Origin of the sequence: Streptomyces sp. NPDC052040, assembly GCF_044548405.1 — a bacterium.
GTDB lineage: Bacteria > Actinomycetota > Actinomycetes > Streptomycetales > Streptomycetaceae > Streptomyces.
Window position 1 is genome coordinate 1 of record NZ_JBIUBV010000018.1, and the last position, 18,025, is coordinate 18,025.

At 68.6% G+C, this 18,025-nt stretch carries 14 protein-coding genes; 10 read left to right on the forward strand and 4 right to left on the reverse strand.

Annotation, left to right across the window (positions count from 1 at the left end; all coding sequences use genetic code 11):
- Positions 1-155 (forward strand): transposase (locus ACIHAA_RS27310; RefSeq protein WP_399821839.1); only part of this gene is annotated, 155 nt, incomplete at its 5' end.
- 672 nt (positions 156-827) lie between these two features.
- Here the strand turns inward: ACIHAA_RS27310 and ACIHAA_RS27315 are convergent.
- A complete protein-coding gene (locus ACIHAA_RS27315; RefSeq protein ID WP_399821656.1) occupies positions 828-1,439 on the reverse strand; it encodes a phosphatase PAP2 family protein in 612 nt (203 codons plus the stop codon).
- A gap of 485 nt (positions 1,440-1,924) precedes the next feature.
- Here ACIHAA_RS27315 and ACIHAA_RS27320 point away from each other — a divergent pair, with 485 nt between their 5' ends.
- The 7 genes from ACIHAA_RS27320 (at position 1,925) to ACIHAA_RS27350 (ending at position 13,423) form a co-directional block, all read left to right on the forward strand.
- Positions 1,925-2,386, forward strand: coding sequence for a DUF6542 domain-containing protein (locus ACIHAA_RS27320; protein WP_399821658.1), 462 nt, complete (start codon positions 1,925-1,927; stop codon positions 2,384-2,386).
- A complete protein-coding gene (locus tag ACIHAA_RS27325; protein WP_399821660.1) occupies positions 2,379-3,902 on the forward strand; it encodes an LCP family protein in 1,524 nt (507 codons plus the stop codon). Before ACIHAA_RS27320 ends, ACIHAA_RS27325 begins: the two co-directional genes overlap by 8 nt.
- 382 nt (positions 3,903-4,284) lie before the next feature.
- On the forward strand, positions 4,285-4,695 hold the full coding sequence (locus tag ACIHAA_RS27330; RefSeq protein ID WP_399821662.1) for a lytic transglycosylase domain-containing protein: 411 nt from the start codon (positions 4,285-4,287) through the stop codon (positions 4,693-4,695).
- 605 nt (positions 4,696-5,300) lie between these two features.
- Positions 5,301-6,677 carry an FtsW/RodA/SpoVE family cell cycle protein gene (locus tag ACIHAA_RS27335; protein WP_399821664.1) on the forward strand — a complete coding sequence of 459 codons (1,377 nt, stop codon included), beginning with the start codon at positions 5,301-5,303 and terminating at the stop codon, positions 6,675-6,677.
- 460 nt (positions 6,678-7,137) lie between these two features.
- On the forward strand, positions 7,138-7,806 hold the full coding sequence (locus ACIHAA_RS27340; protein ID WP_399821667.1) for a peptidylprolyl isomerase: 669 nt from the start codon (positions 7,138-7,140) through the stop codon (positions 7,804-7,806).
- A 490-nt stretch (positions 7,807-8,296) separates the two neighbouring features.
- Positions 8,297-9,058 (forward strand): G1 family glutamic endopeptidase, encoded by a 762-nt coding sequence (locus ACIHAA_RS27345; RefSeq protein WP_399821669.1) that lies wholly within the window; start codon positions 8,297-8,299, stop codon positions 9,056-9,058.
- A gap of 465 nt (positions 9,059-9,523) precedes the next feature.
- Complete coding sequence (locus ACIHAA_RS27350; protein WP_399821671.1) at positions 9,524-13,423, forward strand: alpha/beta hydrolase; 3,900 nt, start codon at positions 9,524-9,526, stop codon at positions 13,421-13,423.
- A 408-nt stretch (positions 13,424-13,831) separates the two neighbouring features.
- Here ACIHAA_RS27350 and ACIHAA_RS27355 read toward each other — a convergent pair whose 3' ends face one another.
- The 3 genes from ACIHAA_RS27355 to ACIHAA_RS27365 form a co-directional block, all read right to left on the reverse strand.
- Positions 13,832-14,500: a trimeric intracellular cation channel family protein gene (locus tag ACIHAA_RS27355; protein ID WP_399821672.1), complete on the reverse strand. Its 669-nt coding sequence runs from the start codon at positions 14,498-14,500 to the stop codon at positions 13,832-13,834.
- Positions 14,501-14,543: 43 nt separating this feature from the next.
- A complete protein-coding gene (locus tag ACIHAA_RS27360; RefSeq protein ID WP_399821674.1) occupies positions 14,544-14,690 on the reverse strand; it encodes a hypothetical protein in 147 nt (48 codons plus the stop codon).
- A gap of 281 nt (positions 14,691-14,971) precedes the next feature.
- Positions 14,972-15,427, reverse strand: coding sequence for an ATP-binding protein (locus tag ACIHAA_RS27365; protein ID WP_399821676.1), 456 nt, complete (start codon positions 15,425-15,427; stop codon positions 14,972-14,974).
- A 275-nt stretch (positions 15,428-15,702) separates the two neighbouring features.
- Between ACIHAA_RS27365 and ACIHAA_RS27370 the strand changes: the two genes are divergently transcribed.
- Positions 15,703-16,806 (forward strand): sensor histidine kinase, encoded by a 1,104-nt coding sequence (locus ACIHAA_RS27370; protein WP_399821678.1) that lies wholly within the window; start codon positions 15,703-15,705, stop codon positions 16,804-16,806.
- Positions 16,807-17,325: 519 nt separating this feature from the next.
- Complete coding sequence (locus tag ACIHAA_RS27375) at positions 17,326-17,979, forward strand: response regulator (protein ID WP_399821680.1); 654 nt, start codon at positions 17,326-17,328, stop codon at positions 17,977-17,979.
- Positions 17,980-18,025 lie beyond the last annotated feature (46 nt).

Below are 18,025 nucleotides of genomic sequence, written 5' to 3' on the forward strand. Positions count from 1 at the left end.
GTCACCGTTGGGTGATCGAGCGCACCATGTCGTGGCTGTCCGGCTACCGCCGCCTCAGCCCCCGTTACGAACGAAATCCCCGCAACTACCTGGGCCTTCTGGGACTCGCAGCCGCACTCTGCTGCTACAAGCGATACGTCCGCCTCACCCCATAGGACACGGTCTAAGGATGTGGCTGTGGTGCCGGAGCCGGTCCGAGGGTTGAAGGCGTTGGCGTCCAGAACGTTCTTGATTCCGTCACAGGTGAGCGTATCTGCGGCAGCGGCCGATGCGGTGGCGGGAACAGCCAGCGGAACACCAATGGAAGCGGCGAGTGCGATTGTGACCGCTCGACGACAGAATGAAAGCACGGTGGTTCTCTCTTCTCAGCTCGGTCGCTGGTTGATGAGTCGGCTTTCCGGGACTGAGTCCCGTCTTCCGACGTATTCACGGTAGGCACTGCTACGCGTCGGTGTAGCTGGCCGAACGGCCACAGTGAAGCCAGCCGAAAGAGGGATCCGGAGACACGGTGGCCCAGCCGTGCCGGCGTGCAGGGCTGCGTTTGAAGTGGCTGCCGTCGAGGGGCCCTTGCCCCGTCGGTGACCCTCGGCCATGGGCTTCAGCGCTTCCCTGTCGTGGGTGGTGGCAGCCGAGACACCGACGGCCAGTGGCAGGAACGCGGCCGGTCCGTAAGCACGAGGTCCGCCGCACCCCCGCCGGGTAGTCATCTCCGGCCTCATGGGCCGGACGACGTCGGTTCGCCAGGAGGCGGCATCCGGGCCGTGGCCTCGGGCACCGTCGGTACGCCCACAGCCGCGCCACGCAGAGCCCGGTGTCGGCGCCGGGATTCAGGATGCTGTCAGCAACGGACGCAGCGAAGCCGATTCCGTCATCCGCCGAGCCATCGCCGAGGAACACCGTCGGACCACGACCATGCACGCGAACGCGACGGCTCCGCCGGCGACGAGCCCTGCCAGAACATCATGCGGGTAGTGCACACCGATCCAGACCCGGGACGCCGCCATGGCGGCCGCCGCTGCGCAGGCGATCGCGCCCAGGCGCCGGGAGACGAACAGCAGCCCCACGGCGACGGCTCCCGCGACGGCTGCATGAGTGCTGGGAAACGACCAGTCTCCAGCCGTCGGACATGCCTCCAGAGTCCTGACCCACAGGCTCTGGCACGGCCTGTTCTCGTGCACTGTGAGCTTGGCCGCCACGTTCACCCCGTACGCCAGGACCGTGATCACCGGAACGGCCAGTGCCGTCATCGCTGTCACGGGCCGCCCTGCGCGCCGGGCCTGCCACCAGGCCGTACTCGTGAACACAGCGAACACGATCAGCCCGTACACCGACCATGCCGTCACTGCGGCGTTCAGCCAGCCGGGGGCGCGCTGGGCCAGGCCAGTCACGCTCAGGTAGGCGGAGCTGTCGATCGACGCCCCTTCGAACGCGAAGTCCATTCTCATGTCTTTCCTGTCGGGTGGGGTCGTGGACGATCCCATGGGTCAACGCGACCGGCATGACCCGGCCGGCTGTGCATCTGAAGATTCCGATCCCCGCCGACCCGTTCCACCGCTTTGCCTTCGCACCTGTGTCTGCTTGGAGTTCCATACTCTTGCCGGTGAGTCCGAGGCCGGCTGATGCTGCCGCCGAGCCGGGGGGTGACCTGGAGTGACCTGCTGCGTGTGGTCCGTGGTCGCCCCTTGTGATGCCCGTCACAAATCGCTTGCTTAGTTGCGTAAGTCTGCAACTTACTCGTTCTGTCCCCCGTCTAACCAGCTGCCGGGGCGGCGCCACCGTCCCGGCACCTCAAGGCCCGGCATCCATCAGCACAGACGAGAGCAGAGGCATGCACGCAGGACAGTCAGAACCCGCGGGCCCCAGCCAAGCCCATCGGCAGAGCCGGAACGTGGACCCCTCCTCCTCCCGGAAGTGGGATCCGCCCATGTCCCCGCCTCATGCGGCCGCGAGGGACGAGGCGGGACGGTCGAACGGGCAGGGCGGGCACCGTGCCGCCCCCTCCCGCGGGCGGTCCCTGATTCTCGCGGTCGCCGCGGCCCTGGTGGCGGCACCCGTGCTGGGGGCTTCCGTGGATGTGCTCTCGGGAAGCGGAGCAAACTGGGGGCTCATGGCCGGAGCAGTCGCCGGGGCCGTGTGGGCGGCGCTGCTGTCAGCCCGTCGGGACCTGCTGCGGTGGGTGGCGCCCCTGCCGACGCCGGCGGTGGCCGTTGCCGCGGTCACGCTCGGGATGCTCGCGAATCCGAGCGGTGAGGTCCATGCCGCGCAGTGGGTGCAGTGGGCACTGGCCGCCTTCCCGGCCATGGTGGCGGCCGAGTGCGCCGTGCTGGTGGTGGCCGTCATGAGAGCGGTGCGGTCCCGCAGTCGCAGGAGGCGCTTCCATGCGTGACAAGGAAGAGCCGACCAGGCAAGGCGGCACCCGTCCCGCGGGTGTCCCGCGGGCGGGACGCGGTCGGGCCGCCCGGTGGCTGACTGCGCTGCGCGCAGCTGCCTGGGTGATGTCGGCCCTCATACTCCTTGCGTGCGGGGTGACTCATTTCGCCTATCGCTCGTTGACCGACGGTTTGAGCACGTCCGACGCACTGGATGCGATCAGGAAGGGCTCCTCCCGGCACCTGGACAACTCGGTCAACCTGTTGCTGGTAGGGCTGGATTCACGCAAGGACATGGACGGCAACGACCTGCCGAAAGAGTTCGTCGAAAGTGAACTCCACGCCGGTTCGAGCCAGATCGGCTACTACAACACCAACACGCTGATCCTCATGCACATCCCGGCGGACGGCGGGAAGGCCAGCGCCTTCTCCATCCCGCGCGACGACTATGTCGACACGCTCAACGGGGACGGCTCACCCCAAGGGAAACACAAGATCAAGGAGGCGTACGCCTACGCCTACACCGCAGCCCACGACAGGCTGTCGGCAACGGGAGTCACGGGTACGGAGCTGGAGCGCAAGAGCCGTGAGGCCGGCCGCCGGGCGACGCTGGCCACGGTGCAGGACTTCACCGGGGTACCGATCGACCACTTCGCCGAGGTCAATCTCCTCGGGTTCTACGACATTGCCAAGGTGCTCCAACCCATCACGGTGTGTCTCAAGAACCCGGTCAAGGACCGCTACTCCGGGGCCGACTTCCCGGCCGGTGTGCAGAAGCTCAACGCCAGACAGGCGCTGGCCTTCGTCCGGCAGCGCCACGGCCTGACCGCGGGCGACCTGGACCGAACCCGCCGCCAGCAGGCCTTCATCTCGTCGGTGACCCATCAACTGAAGACGCAGGGAGTGTGGGGCGACGTCGGAAAGCTGACGGGCCTGCTCGACGTGGTGAAGAAGGACGTCGTTCTCGACAGCTCCTGGAACCTGCTCGACTTCGCCCAGCAGGCTCCCCAGCTCACCGGGGGAAACACAGAGTTCCACACGCTGCCCATCGCCCAGTTCGCCACGCAGAACGGCGAATCGGTGAACCTCGTCGACCCCGCGAAGATCAAGGCAATCGTCCAGCAGGCGTTCACAGCGAAGGAGAAGACCCGAAGCGACACCGCCAAGGCTGCACCCGGCACCGTTGACGTCTTCAACGGCAACGGTGCCCCGGGCCTGGCCGACAGTGAGCTCAAAGACCTGGTCAAGCTGGGACATGCGGCCGGCACCACGGGAAACGCCGTCCCGCAGCAGCACACCACGGTGACCTACGGAAGCGGAGCCAGGGAAGCCGCCACCCAGATCGCGGCCCGGCTCAAGGCCGCGACGGCGCAGCAGAGTTCAGATGTTCCATCCGGACACGTTCGCGTCACCCTCGGACACGACTACACGCCGCGGCCGGAAGCGCCCGCAGCCTCTGATGAGTCGGCGTCCGAATCGGCTGACTCGTCAGGCCCCGCGGTGAAGTCCGGAGGGATTCCCTGTGTCAACTGAGTCCGTTCGCATCGCCTTCCCGGCCGCCCCTTTTCCCTCCTGCACGAAGGAGCGGAACCAGGGATCACACGAGTTCTCATCGCAGGCGGGAGGCTTCATGCGCAGCTCCGGCAACCGAAGCCGCGGTACCAAGAGGGGGCGATCCATGCCGATTTCGGGGACGTGGGGACGCTGGGGCTCCGTCCTCCTGGTGGCGGCCCTCGCACTGCCCTTGTACGTCGTCATACGCGTCACAGGTGCTCCGCAGGACGAGGCGCCGCACGAGGCCGGGAAATCTGCTCCAGCCGCCGTGGCTCCCTCTCAGGCGGCCTATGACCCCGCCGACTATGCCTCGAGCGTCCGCCATCGAGCCCAGCAGGCCGGAGTCAGCGCCCAGTTGAGCATGGCCATCCTCTACAACGAGGCTTACAAACCGCACGACCCGGCCTTCGAGCGAGCATGGCTGAAACTGAAGCCCGGCGCAGCGCTGGGTATCGCCAACATGCATCGCGCCGCCTTTGAGGAGGTCAAGCAGGGGCGGGACTTCGCACAACGCCGTTGGCAGGATCTGCCGGACGATCGCGACCTAGCCATCGAAGCCATGACCTGGTACCTGCACGACCTGGCCGTCCGGCTCCCCGCACACTGGGACGCCCCGTACACCAAGACCGACCTGCTGGCCCTCGGGTACAACGCCGGCCCGGGCAACATGCTCTCCATCGCTCGCGGCGAGCATGTCGGCGGCCAGGCCCGCTCCTATGTGGACCAGCTCCACGAGAACTGGGCCAAGTCGAAAGAAGCGCTGGCCCCGTAGGCCGGACATCCGGGTGGTGGACCAGGACCGTACGGACAGGAGGAGAGCCCTTTCGGGCAGCGGCTCAGGTACGAATCACCAGGGCGCACTTCCCTCGGCCTGCTCGGTGGCCGCTGCGCGACCGCGTGCAGCCGGGCCTCGGTGCCGCAGGGTACGCAGGCTGCACCGCGCCCCGGAGGCCGGCGACCGCCCTCTTGGACGGGATCTGGTGATCGGCCTGCCCAGGTCCTCGATTCCGACGGCGGGCTCGTCAGCCGCAGCCTTCGGCAGCCGCTCCGCAGCTCGCGGGGTCGACGTGCCCAGGGCTCTTCGTGAACGCCTCCGCGGCCGCTGCCGGGCCCGCGCCCGGCAGCGGGCGCCGACATGGACGACTGTCCGATTCCTAGTGGTATCGCCACGCCAGCACGGTGATGAAGGGGTGATCACAGGACCCCGGGCGGGCCGGAAGACAGCCTCCTACCAGGCAAATCACATAGTTGCGCAATACAGCAAATGAACAGGGCGGCCACGTCGGGCCCGCGAGTAATACTTGCACATCCATGCAAGTATGGTGTCTCAAGGCCGCGACGGGGGCCGAGACCCTGCTTTCTCACAGGGAGAGGAAAATGCGCGGTCGACTTGACCTGCGGCTCGGGCGGATACAGCTGGGCAGCCGCGGTGTGGAACTGATGCTGGTGCTGGGCGCCGTGATGATATGCGGCTACGGCTATGCCGAGACGTCTCTCGCCGTGCAGGGCGAGGTGCCCAGAGCCGTGCTGGGCCAGATCGCGGCTCTGGCGGCGCTTCCGCTGGTATGTCATCTGGCGGTGCGCCGTTTCGCTCCGCACGCCGACCCGCTGATTCTGCCCATGACCACGCTGCTCAGCGGTCTGGGCCTCGTCCTCATCCACCGCCTCGACATCGCCTACCACGCCCGCTACGGTGCTCCGCCCGCCGCGCCCGGCCAGCTGATGTGGTGCGCCATCGCAGCGGCCGCCTTCGCCGCGGCGATGGCGCTGCTCAAGGATCACCGCAGGCTCCAGCGCTACCTGTATCTGACCATCGCGGTCGGGCTGGTCCTGTTGATGGCGCCGGCCTTCTACCCGGGTGACGTCTACGGCGCCAAACGGTGGATCTTCCTCGGGCCCCTGTCCTTTCAGCCCGGCGAGTTCGTCAAGGTCATTCTCGTGCTCTTTTTCGCCGGCTACCTGAGTCTGCGCAAGGACGCCCTCGCTCTCGCGGGGCGGCGCTTCATGGGTTTGTACCTCCCGCGCGGGCGCCAGCTGGGGCCCATCGCCGCGGTGTGGATCCTCAGCCTGCTGGTCCTGGTCTTCGAACGGGATCTGGGAACGTCACTGATCTTCTTCGGCCTCTTCGTGATCATGCTGTACGTGGCCACCGAACGCACCAGTTGGGTGGTCTTCGGGGTTGTCCTCTTCGTCGTCGGCGCCTTCGTGGTGGGATCCTTCGAACCGCACGTCCATGGCCGGGTGGCCGCCTGGCTGCACCCCATGGACATCTTCCTGCCGCCCGACCAGCGTCCCGCGGGCCTCGTCTCCGATCAGTCCGCCCAGGCCCTGTTCAGCATGGGCTCCGGCGGCATTCTCGGCAGTGGCATCGGCCAGGGGCATCCGGAGCTCATCGGGTTCGCCGGTCGCAGCGACTTCATCCTCACCACGGTCGGTGAAGAGCTGGGACTGGCAGGTGTGACCGCAGTCATCCTCCTCTACACCCTCCTGGCCGAGCGCGGCCTGCGGACGGCGATCACCGCGACCGACTCGTTCGGCAAACTTCTGTCCGCGGGTCTGGCGGTCTCCCTCGTGCTTCAAGTCTTCGTCGTGGTCGGCGGTGTCACCGGACTCATCCCGCTCACCGGCAAGGCCCTGCCGTTCCTTGCCCAGGGAGGCTCGGCCATGGTCGCCAACTGGCTGCTCGCGGCATTGCTGATCAAGGTGAGCGACGTCGCACGCCGACCCGCCCCGGCCTTCGAGGCGAGCGAATGACATACGGGTCGGCGGCCCACCGTTGCCGGATGCCCGAGGTCGGGGTGGTCGAGCTCATTTGACAGCGGGGGTTGTTGCGTTGACATGACGGAGCCTGCCGAGTGCTTGGTGCCCTGATGGGCTGTGGGAGATGTTCCGGCGGGTGGTGCCGGAGCCGGTGGCCATGCGCCCGCAGTGGTGCCCGCCGACGGGGCCGGGGACCGTGAGTGCCTGGTGGCGATCGCGCTCGTAGCCACGTCAGGGTGCTCATCGGGGCAGCTGCCGTCGGTCTTCGCGCCTGCGTGACCCATGGTCTACCGGCCCTTCGCACAAGGGAGTCACGCTCGGCGGCCCGAGCATGGGCCCGACTGCACCGCGTCACGCTGAACGAGCCCACCCTCATCCCTCACACGACGCATGGCCCCGTACCGGTGGGGCAGAGATGACAGGTCCGCGCCAACCCCAACCGGAAGGCTGCCACGTGAAGCGCACGTCCTGGGTTCTTCTGACGGCCCTGACCACCTTGCTGCCAGCGCTGTCGAGCAGTGTCGCTGCCGCCCGGCCAGCCGTCGCCGACGCCACACCGACCGCCACCTGCACCTACACATCGGCGGTCCCGGCCGACCATTTCAAGGGCATTCCCGTCTTCGACGCGAAGAAGGCCGCGAAACCCTACAGAGCGACCCTGCGCACCAGCCAAGGCGCCATCACCTTCACGGCGCTGACCGACAAGGCGCCCTGCACCACCTTCTCCTTCAGGTTCCTGGCCGAGCACGACTACTTCGACCGCAGCCACTGCCACCGGCTCACCACCCAGCGGATCTTCGTGCTGCAGTGCGGCGACCCGACCGGGACCGGCAGCGGCGGCCCCGGGTACTCCTTCCCCGACGAGAACCTCCAGGGCGCCACCTATCCCGCCGGAACCGTCGCCATGGCCAACGCCGGCCCGAACACCAACGGCAGCCAGTTCTTCTTCGTCTGGAAGGACACGAAGCTCTCACCCAACTACACACCGTTCGGACAGGTCACGACCGGGCTCGACGTTCTGGAGAAGATCGCGGCAGGCGGCGAGGACGACCAGAACAACCCCGGCGACGGCTTTCCTAACCTGCCCGTGAACATCCGCCACGTCGCGATCACCAAGCGCTGACGACCGCACTCCCGCCACCGGTCGCGACGGGCGCTCCAGGCAGTTCCGCCCTCGCCGCGACAGCCGGGAGCCCGTCCCCTGCCCGCAGCACAGGACGGGCCCCCGCCCACAGCCAGGATCCCGCGCCCACCACCCAGCGGCCGCCACGAACACTCCTCTCGGCCCGCGGCAGGGGACCACAGGACCGGGGCGGCCGTCGGATGTGCTGCCGTGGGGTGGCGGTCCGCAGCCGCCGGCAACTGTCCTGGACCGCGCAACCCCCGCGGTCGGCAACGACGGCGCGCGAGGGAACCCGCCCCACAGGCTCGGCGGTTTGACCATCAACGCGCCTTTTGTAGAGCGCACTTGGCAGGACCTTTGCTGTGAATACCCGGAAGCCGGGTGACAACGGGGCGCACATTGACTGCACACTGACAACAACGGGCGCACGTCTCCCCCACTGGTGGCCGCCAGATACGTCTGCACCTCGAGTCCCGCGAGAAGGAGCAGCATGTCTGCCACAATCCGCCTCACCGCAGCCACAGCCGTAGCCGCCGCCGTCCTGTCCACGCTGGCGGCCTCCCCCACGGCCGCCGCTGCTGCGACGGCACTGCGCATGACCCCGGTCAGCGGCCACATCAGCAGCCACCAGCTGGCCGGTGGCATCAGGAACAGCACCAGCTCCAACTGGGCCGGCTACGCCGCGACCGGTACGACGTTCACCAGCGTCTCCGCCAGCTGGGTGCAGCCCGCGGTCAGCTGCACCAGATCAACCACGTACTCGTCGTTCTGGATCGGCATCGACGGCGACGGCAGCAACTCCGTGGAGCAGACGGGCACTGAGGCGGACTGCTCCAGCGGGAGGGCGGTCTACTCGTCCTGGTACGAGATGTACCCGGCCTACCCCGTCAACTACAGCAACCCGGTCAGCGCCGGTGACCGCTTCACCTCGACGATCAGCCGCAGCGGCACCAAGTACACGCTCACCCTCACGGACAGCACCAAGGGGTGGACGAAGACCACGACCAAGACGCAGAGCGGCCTGTCCAACGCGTCCGCCGAGGTCATAGCCGAGGCACCGTCCAGCTCCTCCGGCGTGCTCCCGCTGTCGAACTTCGGCACCGCGAGCTTCACCAACGCCACCGCCAACGGCCAGCCGATCGGCACCTACTCACCCGACAAGATCGACATGGCGTCGGGCAGCACCACCAAGGCCACCACCTCTTCGCTCAGCGGCGGGGAAAACTTCTCGGTCACCTACAACCACAGCTGATCCGCGACGCGCTGCGGCGGGGCGGTCCCGGAACGCCTCGGCGTTCCGGGACCGCCCCGTATTCAGGTCAGCCGACACCGCGCCCGGCCAAGGCGGCGGCTCGCTGTGCGGGGGCCTGCCAAGATCTCCCGTCAGGAAAGCAGGGGCTCATGGAGCACCAGACCTCGACGGCCGGACAACTTCTCGCACTTGATCACTTCGGCCGGTAACTGCCGTACGCACAGGCGGCATTCGGCTGGGCATGTGACATGCCCCGCACGAGGGCCGTCAGGGCCTGTACCGCTCATTCCCGGCCTTGACGAAGGACATATGGGCATCCTCCGCACGCTGTCATCCTTTCGAAGCTCGTTGTATTCGATCGGTATACGAACCGCCCGTGCGTCCGTGGCTACCGTTGCCCGGAAAACATGAGGTGGGGCCACCTCATGTCATCTGCCGTTCGAGCCGAATGACGGGAACAACGACATGCCCAACGGCGAGTATGTGCCTGCGCCGCAGCCGCGGGATCAGCCCACCAGCAGAACCGGGAACCGCGCCGGCGCGGCCAGGAAGCAGATCCCGGGCCGTGGCCCACGGCAGCCGGGTGACGGCAAGGACAAGTACCTGGCAGAGATCGACCGCTGGAACGAGAAGGTGAAACTCACGGTCGATCCGAAGGAGTTGAGGCGCAACCGGGGATACGCCGAGCGTGCCGACGCCGCGACCCGCCGCGCGATCGACAAATGGACGGAGCGGGGAAAGAGACGCCTCCCCTTGGTCCCGGTGCTGGAGCATTCGGCGAACCGGCTCATCGCGGAGATCGATGAAGACGTCGTGAGCCGCGAGCGGGAGAAGCTGGCTCTTGATCCGACGGTGCCGAAGTCCGTCTCCCTCGAAGACCGTTTCAAGAACGACTCCGACCGGAACTACCTGCGCTGCATGAAGGACCTGGAATCGGCGACGGGCACGCCCCGGCACAACGCCGCCCTGGTGACGGAGGCCGCTCTGGCCGGCCGGAAGGACTGCTCGCTCCTGGTCTACGACCCGGAGTTCGAGAACGGCCGCGGACGCGCAGCCGTGGCCGTGGGATCGCTGGAGACGGCAGAGTACGTCGCGCTCCTCGTCCCCGGCATGGGCAGTTCCCTGGAATCGCTCGGTGAACTGACAGGTCACGCCCGTGACCTGTACCGGCAGTGCCTGCGAACCCGCCTCGGCGCCAAGGTCGCCGTCGTGGCCTGGACCGGCTACAAGGCTCCGCAGGGGTTCACGGAGGCCGCCTGGGAGCAGCCCGCCGCCGCGGGCGCCGAAGTCCTGCGGGCCGATCTGGACACCTGGCGCACTCACTGGCGCAAAAGCGCCGCGCGGAAGGCTCTGGACATGCCCGCCTATCCCTCGTTGACCATCAGCGGTCTGAGCTACGGCAGCGTGGTCGCCGGGCACACGGCCACCGGCGCCGGAACCGACACCGCGGGAAAGCCGGTCATCGACAACCTCGTCCTGCTCGGCAGCCCGGGCAGCGGGCTGCGTGCCAAACACCTCGACGCGAACCTCTTCGTCGCCGCCACCGACATCGACTTCATCAGCATGCTCGACTGGTTCAGCATCGACCCGTCGCACCAGAACTACGGCAAGAACGTCACCCGCATGAAGGCCGACTACACGTGGACGGCGCAGTCCGGCCTGGTGGACAACCTCAAGAAGGCACACACCAGTTACTACGACCGCGGCACCGAATCCCTGGCCAACGTCGCCCGGGTCGTCGTCGGACGCACGGAGGAGATCACCCGGGAGGAGCGGCGCACCCGGCCGGTCCTGGGCGGCTATCGGAACACCATCGGCCGCGCCTTCACCAACCCGCCGAAGGAAAGGAGCGGGAAGCCCGCGGGGGACGCGCAGTACGAGCAATTCAGGATGGGCGAGAAAGCCGGCAGGAGGAGGAAGAAGCGTGACACGGACGAGCAGGATCAGAACCTGCGCGTACCGGACCCCGTAGTGGACCAGCACTCGGGCTCCAAGCAGAAACCCCGCCCGGACGCGGTGAAGCGGCCCATCCAGCGGGATCCAGCCATCCCCCGCTCCGACGCGCCCGCGGGACAGAAGCCGCCGACGGTGCTGTACCGGGTGGACACCCGGCTGCCGGTGGACGTCTTCCGGGACGGTTTCTCCGCCTACGGCAAGGACATGGACCTGGAGAAGCACGCCCGCGGTGCCACTACCATCGGCAACGCCAGGCAGGCGAAGTCCAGCGGCTTCATCGCGACAACCTCCAACCGGGCCTTCGCGATCAGGTTCAGTGAGCAGTTGCTGACGGAGCAGCAGACCGTTTACCTGTACGAGATCCTGCCCAACCGCAGCCTCTACAACCTGCCCAGCAGCCTCCAGGCGAAGGGCGGTGTCGACCCCAGCCTGGTGGACCACGCGCAGGCCCAAGGGGAATGGGTGGCCACGGGCAGGATCCCCGCGGACCACATCAAGAGCGCAACCTCGATCTCACGGCCGGAAACCGGGCGCGGCAAACCCGTGATCGGCTCCGCGCAGCCGAATGTGAAGGTCCCGGGAACAGCCCGGGAGGGCTTCGACCCGGACGCCACCCCGCGGGCGAACGCCCACCCGTATGGCAGGCCCGCCCCGGGCACCAAGGCTGCCGTAGGCGGCGTCGTGCGTTACATCCCTGGAGCGGACCTTGTCGGACCGAAGGGGCAGCGCTTCCTCTACCGGGGCGACACCCGCGCCCCCAAGAGCGGCATCCTGGTCAACGGCTTCTACTCCAACGGATTCGACGTGGCCGAACGCCCGCACCTGGACGGCGACATGGCCGACTCGGCTTATATCTCGACCAGCTGGGACAAGGAGACGGCCCGCCGGTACGCAGGCTCCCACGGCTGGGTCTACAAGATCGACAAGAACAAGCTCGGGGTGGTCTTCAACGTCTACGGGTCGAGCGGACTGACCGGGCGCCCCATGGACGGCGCCGTGCAGCAGAACGCCGAGGTCGCCGCCATGTACTACATCCCGCCCGAGGCGATCGTCGACGTCGAGCCGGCACGGATGCAGTCGCAGGCGAAGAGTCTGGGCAGCCGGATCAAGCACAGGTACGCCGTGTGGCAGCGCAGCGTCGCCGCCAACCGGCGTCCCGTGTCGAAGTCGGTGCGCACTGGGGTCAAGGCGGCGAGTGGTGGCATCCTCATCGCCGAGAAGCTCTTCGAGATCTTCCCGGAGCTGCGGCAGGTGTTCGCGCCCCTCAACTCCTGGATCGACGAGAAGTGGTCCGGAGCCCAGCGCAGCGTCCAGGACACGCTCATGCCCGCACTCGGCCGCGCCCGCGCTGCCCGTGACGTCTACGACGCCATCCCCAACCGCCGCTACGCCGAGGAACGCCCGGAGTGGAAGGAGTCTCTCTGGAAGGTGACGCGGAACACCAAGCTCTACGGCCACCTCCTCTCCATCCGAGTGGAAGCGGAGATCAGCGAGGGCGACGTCAAGAACCTCAAGGAGGCACTGCGCTACTCCACTGCCCGTGTCTGGGCGGACGAGAACTTGGAGCAGATCAAACAGTACTTCTCGCGAAAGATCCGAGAATCCGAGGACGGGGCGGAGGTCTCCCCCAGTGACCTCGCGGACGTGGACGAGATCCTGAAGACCATCACACCCGCCATCGTCGCGGAGGAATGTGTGGACCACGGGATCGCCGAGTTCGCCCAGTTGTACGCCGTGCACACCGAGCGGTATCTCGCGGAGAAGGACGCAGCGGGACAAGGGAGCAGGGTCACGATCGAACTGTCCGCCATCGCGGGCGAGGAAACCCAGGCACTCGTGTCGAACGCGGAGGACTCCGAGGAGGAGATCACCTGGTCCGTCGACGGCAGGGCAGCCAGCCGGTTCCAGCACCAGGAGACCAACCCGGGCCGGTACAAGCGCGGCATGAAGTCCGGTGACACCGTCGTCTTCACGGGCACGCTGCCGAAGGAAGGCTTCCAAAGCGGGATGGTCCGGCTGTACAACCCTCTCACCCAGTACCAGCCCTTCGGCATCGCTCCCATGAAGCAGGGAAACGACATCAGCTATGTCTTCCTCCTTCCCTGCAAGGACGACGGCTCGCTGGCGGGGGTGGAGGCCCGGGTCGAGGGCGACGGGCGCAGTGAGACGGTCAAGGACAGCCGGGCCCTCACGTTCCGCGCCGGGACACCCCTGAGGGTCACCGTGGTCTACCCGGACCCCCACTCCTACACCGTGCAACCCGGCGACGCCCTGTGGTCCATCGCCGCTCGCAAGCTCGGCAACGGCGAGAGGTGGCCGGAGATCTACGAGGCCAACCGGAAGGTGATCGGCGACAACCCCGACCGCATCGAGGCCGGACAGATTCTTCGGCTACCGGCACGGGGCTGAGCGCGGCGACGGGGCGGCCGCCGCCGGGGGCGTATCAGCGACTGCCCCCGTACGCCAGCCCGACTTCCAGATTTACCCTGGTCAACGGTCTGGCGGCGAGGAATCCAGCGGGGGTGCGCGGTCGTCACTGGGCGGCCTTGTCCCCGTCCGGCCGGGCGGCGGAGCGGAAAGAGTTCCGCAGCAGACGCACGACGCAGGCCCGCCCGGTGGTCCGCGGCCACGCCGCCTCCACTGCCTCAGGCAGGCACTTGACCCGTGGGCCACGGTCACAGGCGCGGGCGGGCGACAGTGGCGCGGCTCAGACGGACGCGGACTTCCGGCGCCTTCGCCGCCCCGGATGCCGTACGCGCCTCCCGCTCGCTCGTCCTCCCGGCACCGGTCGAGAGCCGGCCAGAAGGCGCACAAGGGTCATGACTGGCTTCCCTGTTGCGAGGGGTCGGGGCGGTGGGGGCCCTTCGGCTGAGCAGGCTGACGGCGGCCCAGCCGAGGCAAGTGGAGATCCAGATGCGCCGCGGCCAGGCGCAGGACGAAGACCAGCGCGGCACTGAGCGCGGTGGGGGCGGTGCCGGTCCAGTTCGCGCGGTCGGCCAGCAGGAGGGCGGCGGCGCCGACCAGGGCTGTGAGAGCGTAGACCTCTTCGTGGAGGAGTTGGGGCAGGTGGCGCCCGCACAGTAGGTCGCGCACGATTTCTCCGGCCGTGCCGGAGAGAACCGCGAGGATCAGGACTGCGGGGGCTGTGGCGTCTGCATGGATGGCGGCGCGAGCACCGATGACGGTCACCGCCGCCAAGCCCAGCGCATCCAGGAATTGCAGGGTGCGCGGCGGCAGGTCGCGGTAGTGCAGCAGCAGCATGACCGCACCCGCGGTGGTGATGATGACGGTGAGCAGAATCCAGTCACGGGTCCAGTACAGCGGGCCGTGGCCGAGGATCAGCTCGCGCAGTGTTCCGCCGGACAGGCCGCTGACCAGGGCCAGGACCAGGGCACCGAACGGGTCGAGGCGGGCACGGTGGGCGGCGAGGACGCCACCGGCGGCGAAGGCGGCGATACCGATCAGGAAGAGTAGGCGCAGGGCCATGATGGTCTCCGGAAACTATCCGCTGACGGCCAGGAACGGCCGGTCAGGGGGTGCAGACATAGGGGGTGGCCGACGGGAGTGGTCCCTTGGCGAGGAGGGGGAAGCCGGCGCCCGGAGGGTGCCACCGGTCGGCGGTGGCGGGGCGAGGAGGCGTCGGCACCCAGCCGATCAGCAGCTGGGACTGAGTCATGGCAGACGTACGTGTGGATGTGGGCGGCGAGGGCGAGGGGCGGCAGTGCCTGGGCGTTCCGGGTGTGCCCGCACTCACTGCCGGGAGGCGGGCTCGGCGGCGGGGCACATGGTGGTCAGGTCGGTGCGGCCGGTGTGAAGCGGGATGGAGCCGTTCAGGATGCGGAGCTCGTCCGCGGGCACGGAGCAGTCGAGGAGGTCAGGGCGCGGCCGGGACCATCCATGGGCCTGGGAGTGGTCTCAGTGATCCCTCCGTCAGGCGCAGACGGCCAGAGCCGAGGGTCAGTGGTGGGCGCCGGACTCGCCCGGGTGGTGGGCGACACGGAACCAGACCCATTTGCCTCGGTCACCGACCATGGCAACGCCCCACTTGGTGGCCAGCGCGTCCAGCAGGTCCAGGCCACGGCCGGTCTCCAGCTTGTCCAGCGGGGCGTCGCCCTTGTCCAGCGGGGCGTCGCCGCGGCGCGCACCGCTGCCCATGCGGGCAGCCTCGTCGAACACGGCGGCGGTGAGGGTGCCGTCGTCTTCGTCGTACGCCACGGCGACCCCGATCCTGGCGCCCTGCGCGTAGCGGACGGCGTTGGAGATCACCTCGGACAGCAGGAGCACTGCGGTGTCGCCCATCTCGCTGTCCACCGGGGCGACCGTTTCCAGGACGCGTCGGGCCTGGGCAGCCGCGCGGGCATGGCGCGGCAGGTTCATGGTGACGCTGGCAGTGGGAGCGAGGGTGGCAGTCACAGGGAGCTCCAGGTTGACGGCGGCGGGGACTGGGCTTGTGTGGGGTGTGGCGTGCCCTGTGTTCCAGCGTGGGCGCGCCGGAAGTGCCGTTTGGGTGTCGGTGGGCAGGAGTACGGGGTATCGAAAGACAGGTGGGGCGCATGGCCTTCGCTGTACGGCGCCGGGTTTGGGGGCAGCGAATGGCGCCGCAGGCCCGGGGCGTGGAATCGGCTTACGGTGGTGCCGTGGTAGGCGAAGGGCGTCCCCGCTGGTCGCCCCGGGCAACCGATGCGGCAGTGGCCGGGGCTGCGATGGCGCTGTCCGCGGCGGTCAGCTGGGTCAAGGGCCCCAATGGACTGCTCGAGACCGCCCCCACCCCCATCCTCGCGACCGTCTCGGCAGGGGTGGCCGCCTTGCTGTGGTGGCGTCGGCGCTGGCCCGGCGCGGTGGCCGTGGCGATCATGGTCGGCTACGTGGTCGCCTTCACTCCCCTGTCCCTGTCCGTGGCCATGTACACCGTGGGAACCGCTTACCGACGGGTCCGCACGCTGGTGGTGTTCGCGGCGGGCGCCTTCGTTGCCGACCTGGCCGGTCTGGTGGCGGGTTCCTCACCCGCATCCGGTCTGCGGGACAGTTTCTACGTCCTGGCTTTGATCATGGGAATGCTGGTGGTCGGCTACGGCGTAGGCGTCAGGCACGACCTGGCCACCGAGGCCAAGGCCAAGGCCGAGGGCCTGGAGCGCGAACAGCACCTGCTGACGCAGCACGCTCAGGCCGAGGAGCGCGCTCGCATCGCCCGGGAGATGCACGACGTGGTGGCCCATCGGGTGGGCAACATCGTGCTCAGTGCCGGAGCACTGAAGGTCAGCCCTGTGGCACGCGAGGCGCCGCAGGTCGCCAAGGCAGCGGAACAGATCCGCGAGGACGGCCACCATGCGCTGGAGGAGCTGCGGGAGATCCTGGGCGTACTGACCCCTGGGCGCGCGGCCGTGCGAGCTCCGTACTTCCCGCAGCCGGACGCGTCCCAGCTGGCCTCGCTCGTCGAGCAGGCCCGGGGGCGCGGTCAGAGTGCGCGTCTGGAGGTGAACGGGCACCCGGAGGCCCTGCCCCCGGCCGTGCAGCGGGCGATCTACCGCATCGTGCAGGAAGCTCTGACCAACGCCGCCAAACACGCGCCCGGCGCGGCTGTGGATCTGAACGTGGACTGTCGCCTGGAGGGTGTCCATGTGAGCGCCACCAACGGGCCTTCAGACCGGGAGGCCGGACTCGAACTGCCACCCAGCGGCGGCTACGGCCTCGCCGGATTGACAGAACGCGTCGAGTTGCTGGGCGGCACACTCACTGCGGGGCCGCACGGAGACAGCTTCCGGGTGTCAGCCTTCCTCCCCCTGCCGTCGTGAGAGGCTCACTCGCCGGTGGGGTGCGCCGGGCCGCCGAGCCCCCCCCACCCCCCACCAGCGGCGCGGGCGGCCGGTGGGGGCAGCAGCGCCCGTCTGTCCCGCCGAGGGCGCGCGCAGGTGTCGGGGCCGGGCCATCGGGCACCTGGCACCTGGCACCCCGGCAGGACGCGGTGTGGGGCGAGGTGATGGTGCGATCGATCCCGGTATCGCGGCCCGGCCCCGAGGTCAGGCGGAGGCAGGTGTTGACCGGGTCGGTCGAGCACCAACACCTGCTCCGGAGCTCCGCGTGCCTCGAGCGGGCCAGCACCGAGGGGCGCACCGCGTCCACGCCGCGTAGCGTCGTTAGGGCCGCACTCACTGCCAGTAGCGGCTGGGCAAGCCTTCCGGCGACCGGAGCGGAGGAGGGGCGATGCAGCGCACCAGCTTGGCCCACGGCACACGGCGCGATCAGATCATGACATTGGGACCGTGTCCGGTGCGGATGTCCCGACGCCCCGAGCACGAGGGCGGCGGTGCCTGATGGTGGTCCAGGTCCTGGTGGTGGACGACAGCGAGATCGTACGCCGCGGACTGAGCGATGTGCTCGAGTCCAGCCCTGAGCTGCATGTGGTCGCCCAAGCCTGGGACGGACACAGTGCGCTGGCGGCCGCGCGCCGTTTCACTCCCGATGTCGCGCTGGTGGACATCCGTATGCCGGGGATGGACGGGCTCAAGGCCACCCGGGAGCTGCGGGCACTGCCACACCCGCCGCGCGTGGTCATCCTGACTACCTTCGGGGAGGACGAGTATGTGGACGAGGCTGTGCGCGCCGGCGCCAGCGGCTTCCTCCTCAAGGACACCCCGCCCGAGGAACTGGTGCGCGCGGTACGCGACGTCGCCACCGGCAAGGCGACCCTCGACCCTGCCGTCACCGGCCGTGTTCTGGACACCCTCGCCCAGCAGGCCCCCCAGCTCGACGTCCGCGAACAGGCCGCCCTCGCCACACTGACCGAACGCGAGCTCGAAGTCCTGCGCCTGGTGGGACGCGGCCTGTCCAACGTTGACATCGGCAAGGCGCTGCACATCACCGAAGGCACCGTGAAAGGCCAGGTCAGCCGCCTGCTCGCCAAACTCGGCGTCGACAACCGCGTGCAGGCGGCCCGGCTCGCCTATCGCGCCGGTCTGGAACGCTGAAACGGGACGGGCCGCAAGGGCAGGCCCCGACGGTCGCGGGTCGACA

What these genes read in the sequence shown, in the direction of transcription:
- ACIHAA_RS27315 (WP_399821656.1), bottom strand. Translation starts at nt 1,439, where the DNA reads ATGGACTTCGCGTTCGAAGGGGCGTCGATCGACAGCTCCGCCTACCTG.
- ACIHAA_RS27320 (WP_399821658.1), top strand. Translation starts at nt 1,925, where the DNA reads ATGTCCCCGCCTCATGCGGCCGCGAGGGACGAGGCGGGACGGTCGAAC.
- ACIHAA_RS27325 (WP_399821660.1), top strand. Translation starts at nt 2,379, where the DNA reads ATGCGTGACAAGGAAGAGCCGACCAGGCAAGGCGGCACCCGTCCCGCG.
- ACIHAA_RS27330 (WP_399821662.1), top strand. Translation starts at nt 4,285, where the DNA reads ATGGCCATCCTCTACAACGAGGCTTACAAACCGCACGACCCGGCCTTC.
- ACIHAA_RS27335 (WP_399821664.1), top strand. Translation starts at nt 5,301, where the DNA reads ATGCGCGGTCGACTTGACCTGCGGCTCGGGCGGATACAGCTGGGCAGC.
- ACIHAA_RS27345 (WP_399821669.1), top strand. Translation starts at nt 8,297, where the DNA reads ATGTCTGCCACAATCCGCCTCACCGCAGCCACAGCCGTAGCCGCCGCC.
- ACIHAA_RS27350 (WP_399821671.1), top strand. Translation starts at nt 9,524, where the DNA reads ATGCCCAACGGCGAGTATGTGCCTGCGCCGCAGCCGCGGGATCAGCCC.
- ACIHAA_RS27355 (WP_399821672.1), bottom strand. Translation starts at nt 14,500, where the DNA reads ATGGCCCTGCGCCTACTCTTCCTGATCGGTATCGCCGCCTTCGCCGCC.
- ACIHAA_RS27360 (WP_399821674.1), bottom strand. Translation starts at nt 14,690, where the DNA reads ATGACTCAGTCCCAGCTGCTGATCGGCTGGGTGCCGACGCCTCCTCGC.
- ACIHAA_RS27375 (WP_399821680.1), top strand. Translation starts at nt 17,326, where the DNA reads ATGGTGGTCCAGGTCCTGGTGGTGGACGACAGCGAGATCGTACGCCGC.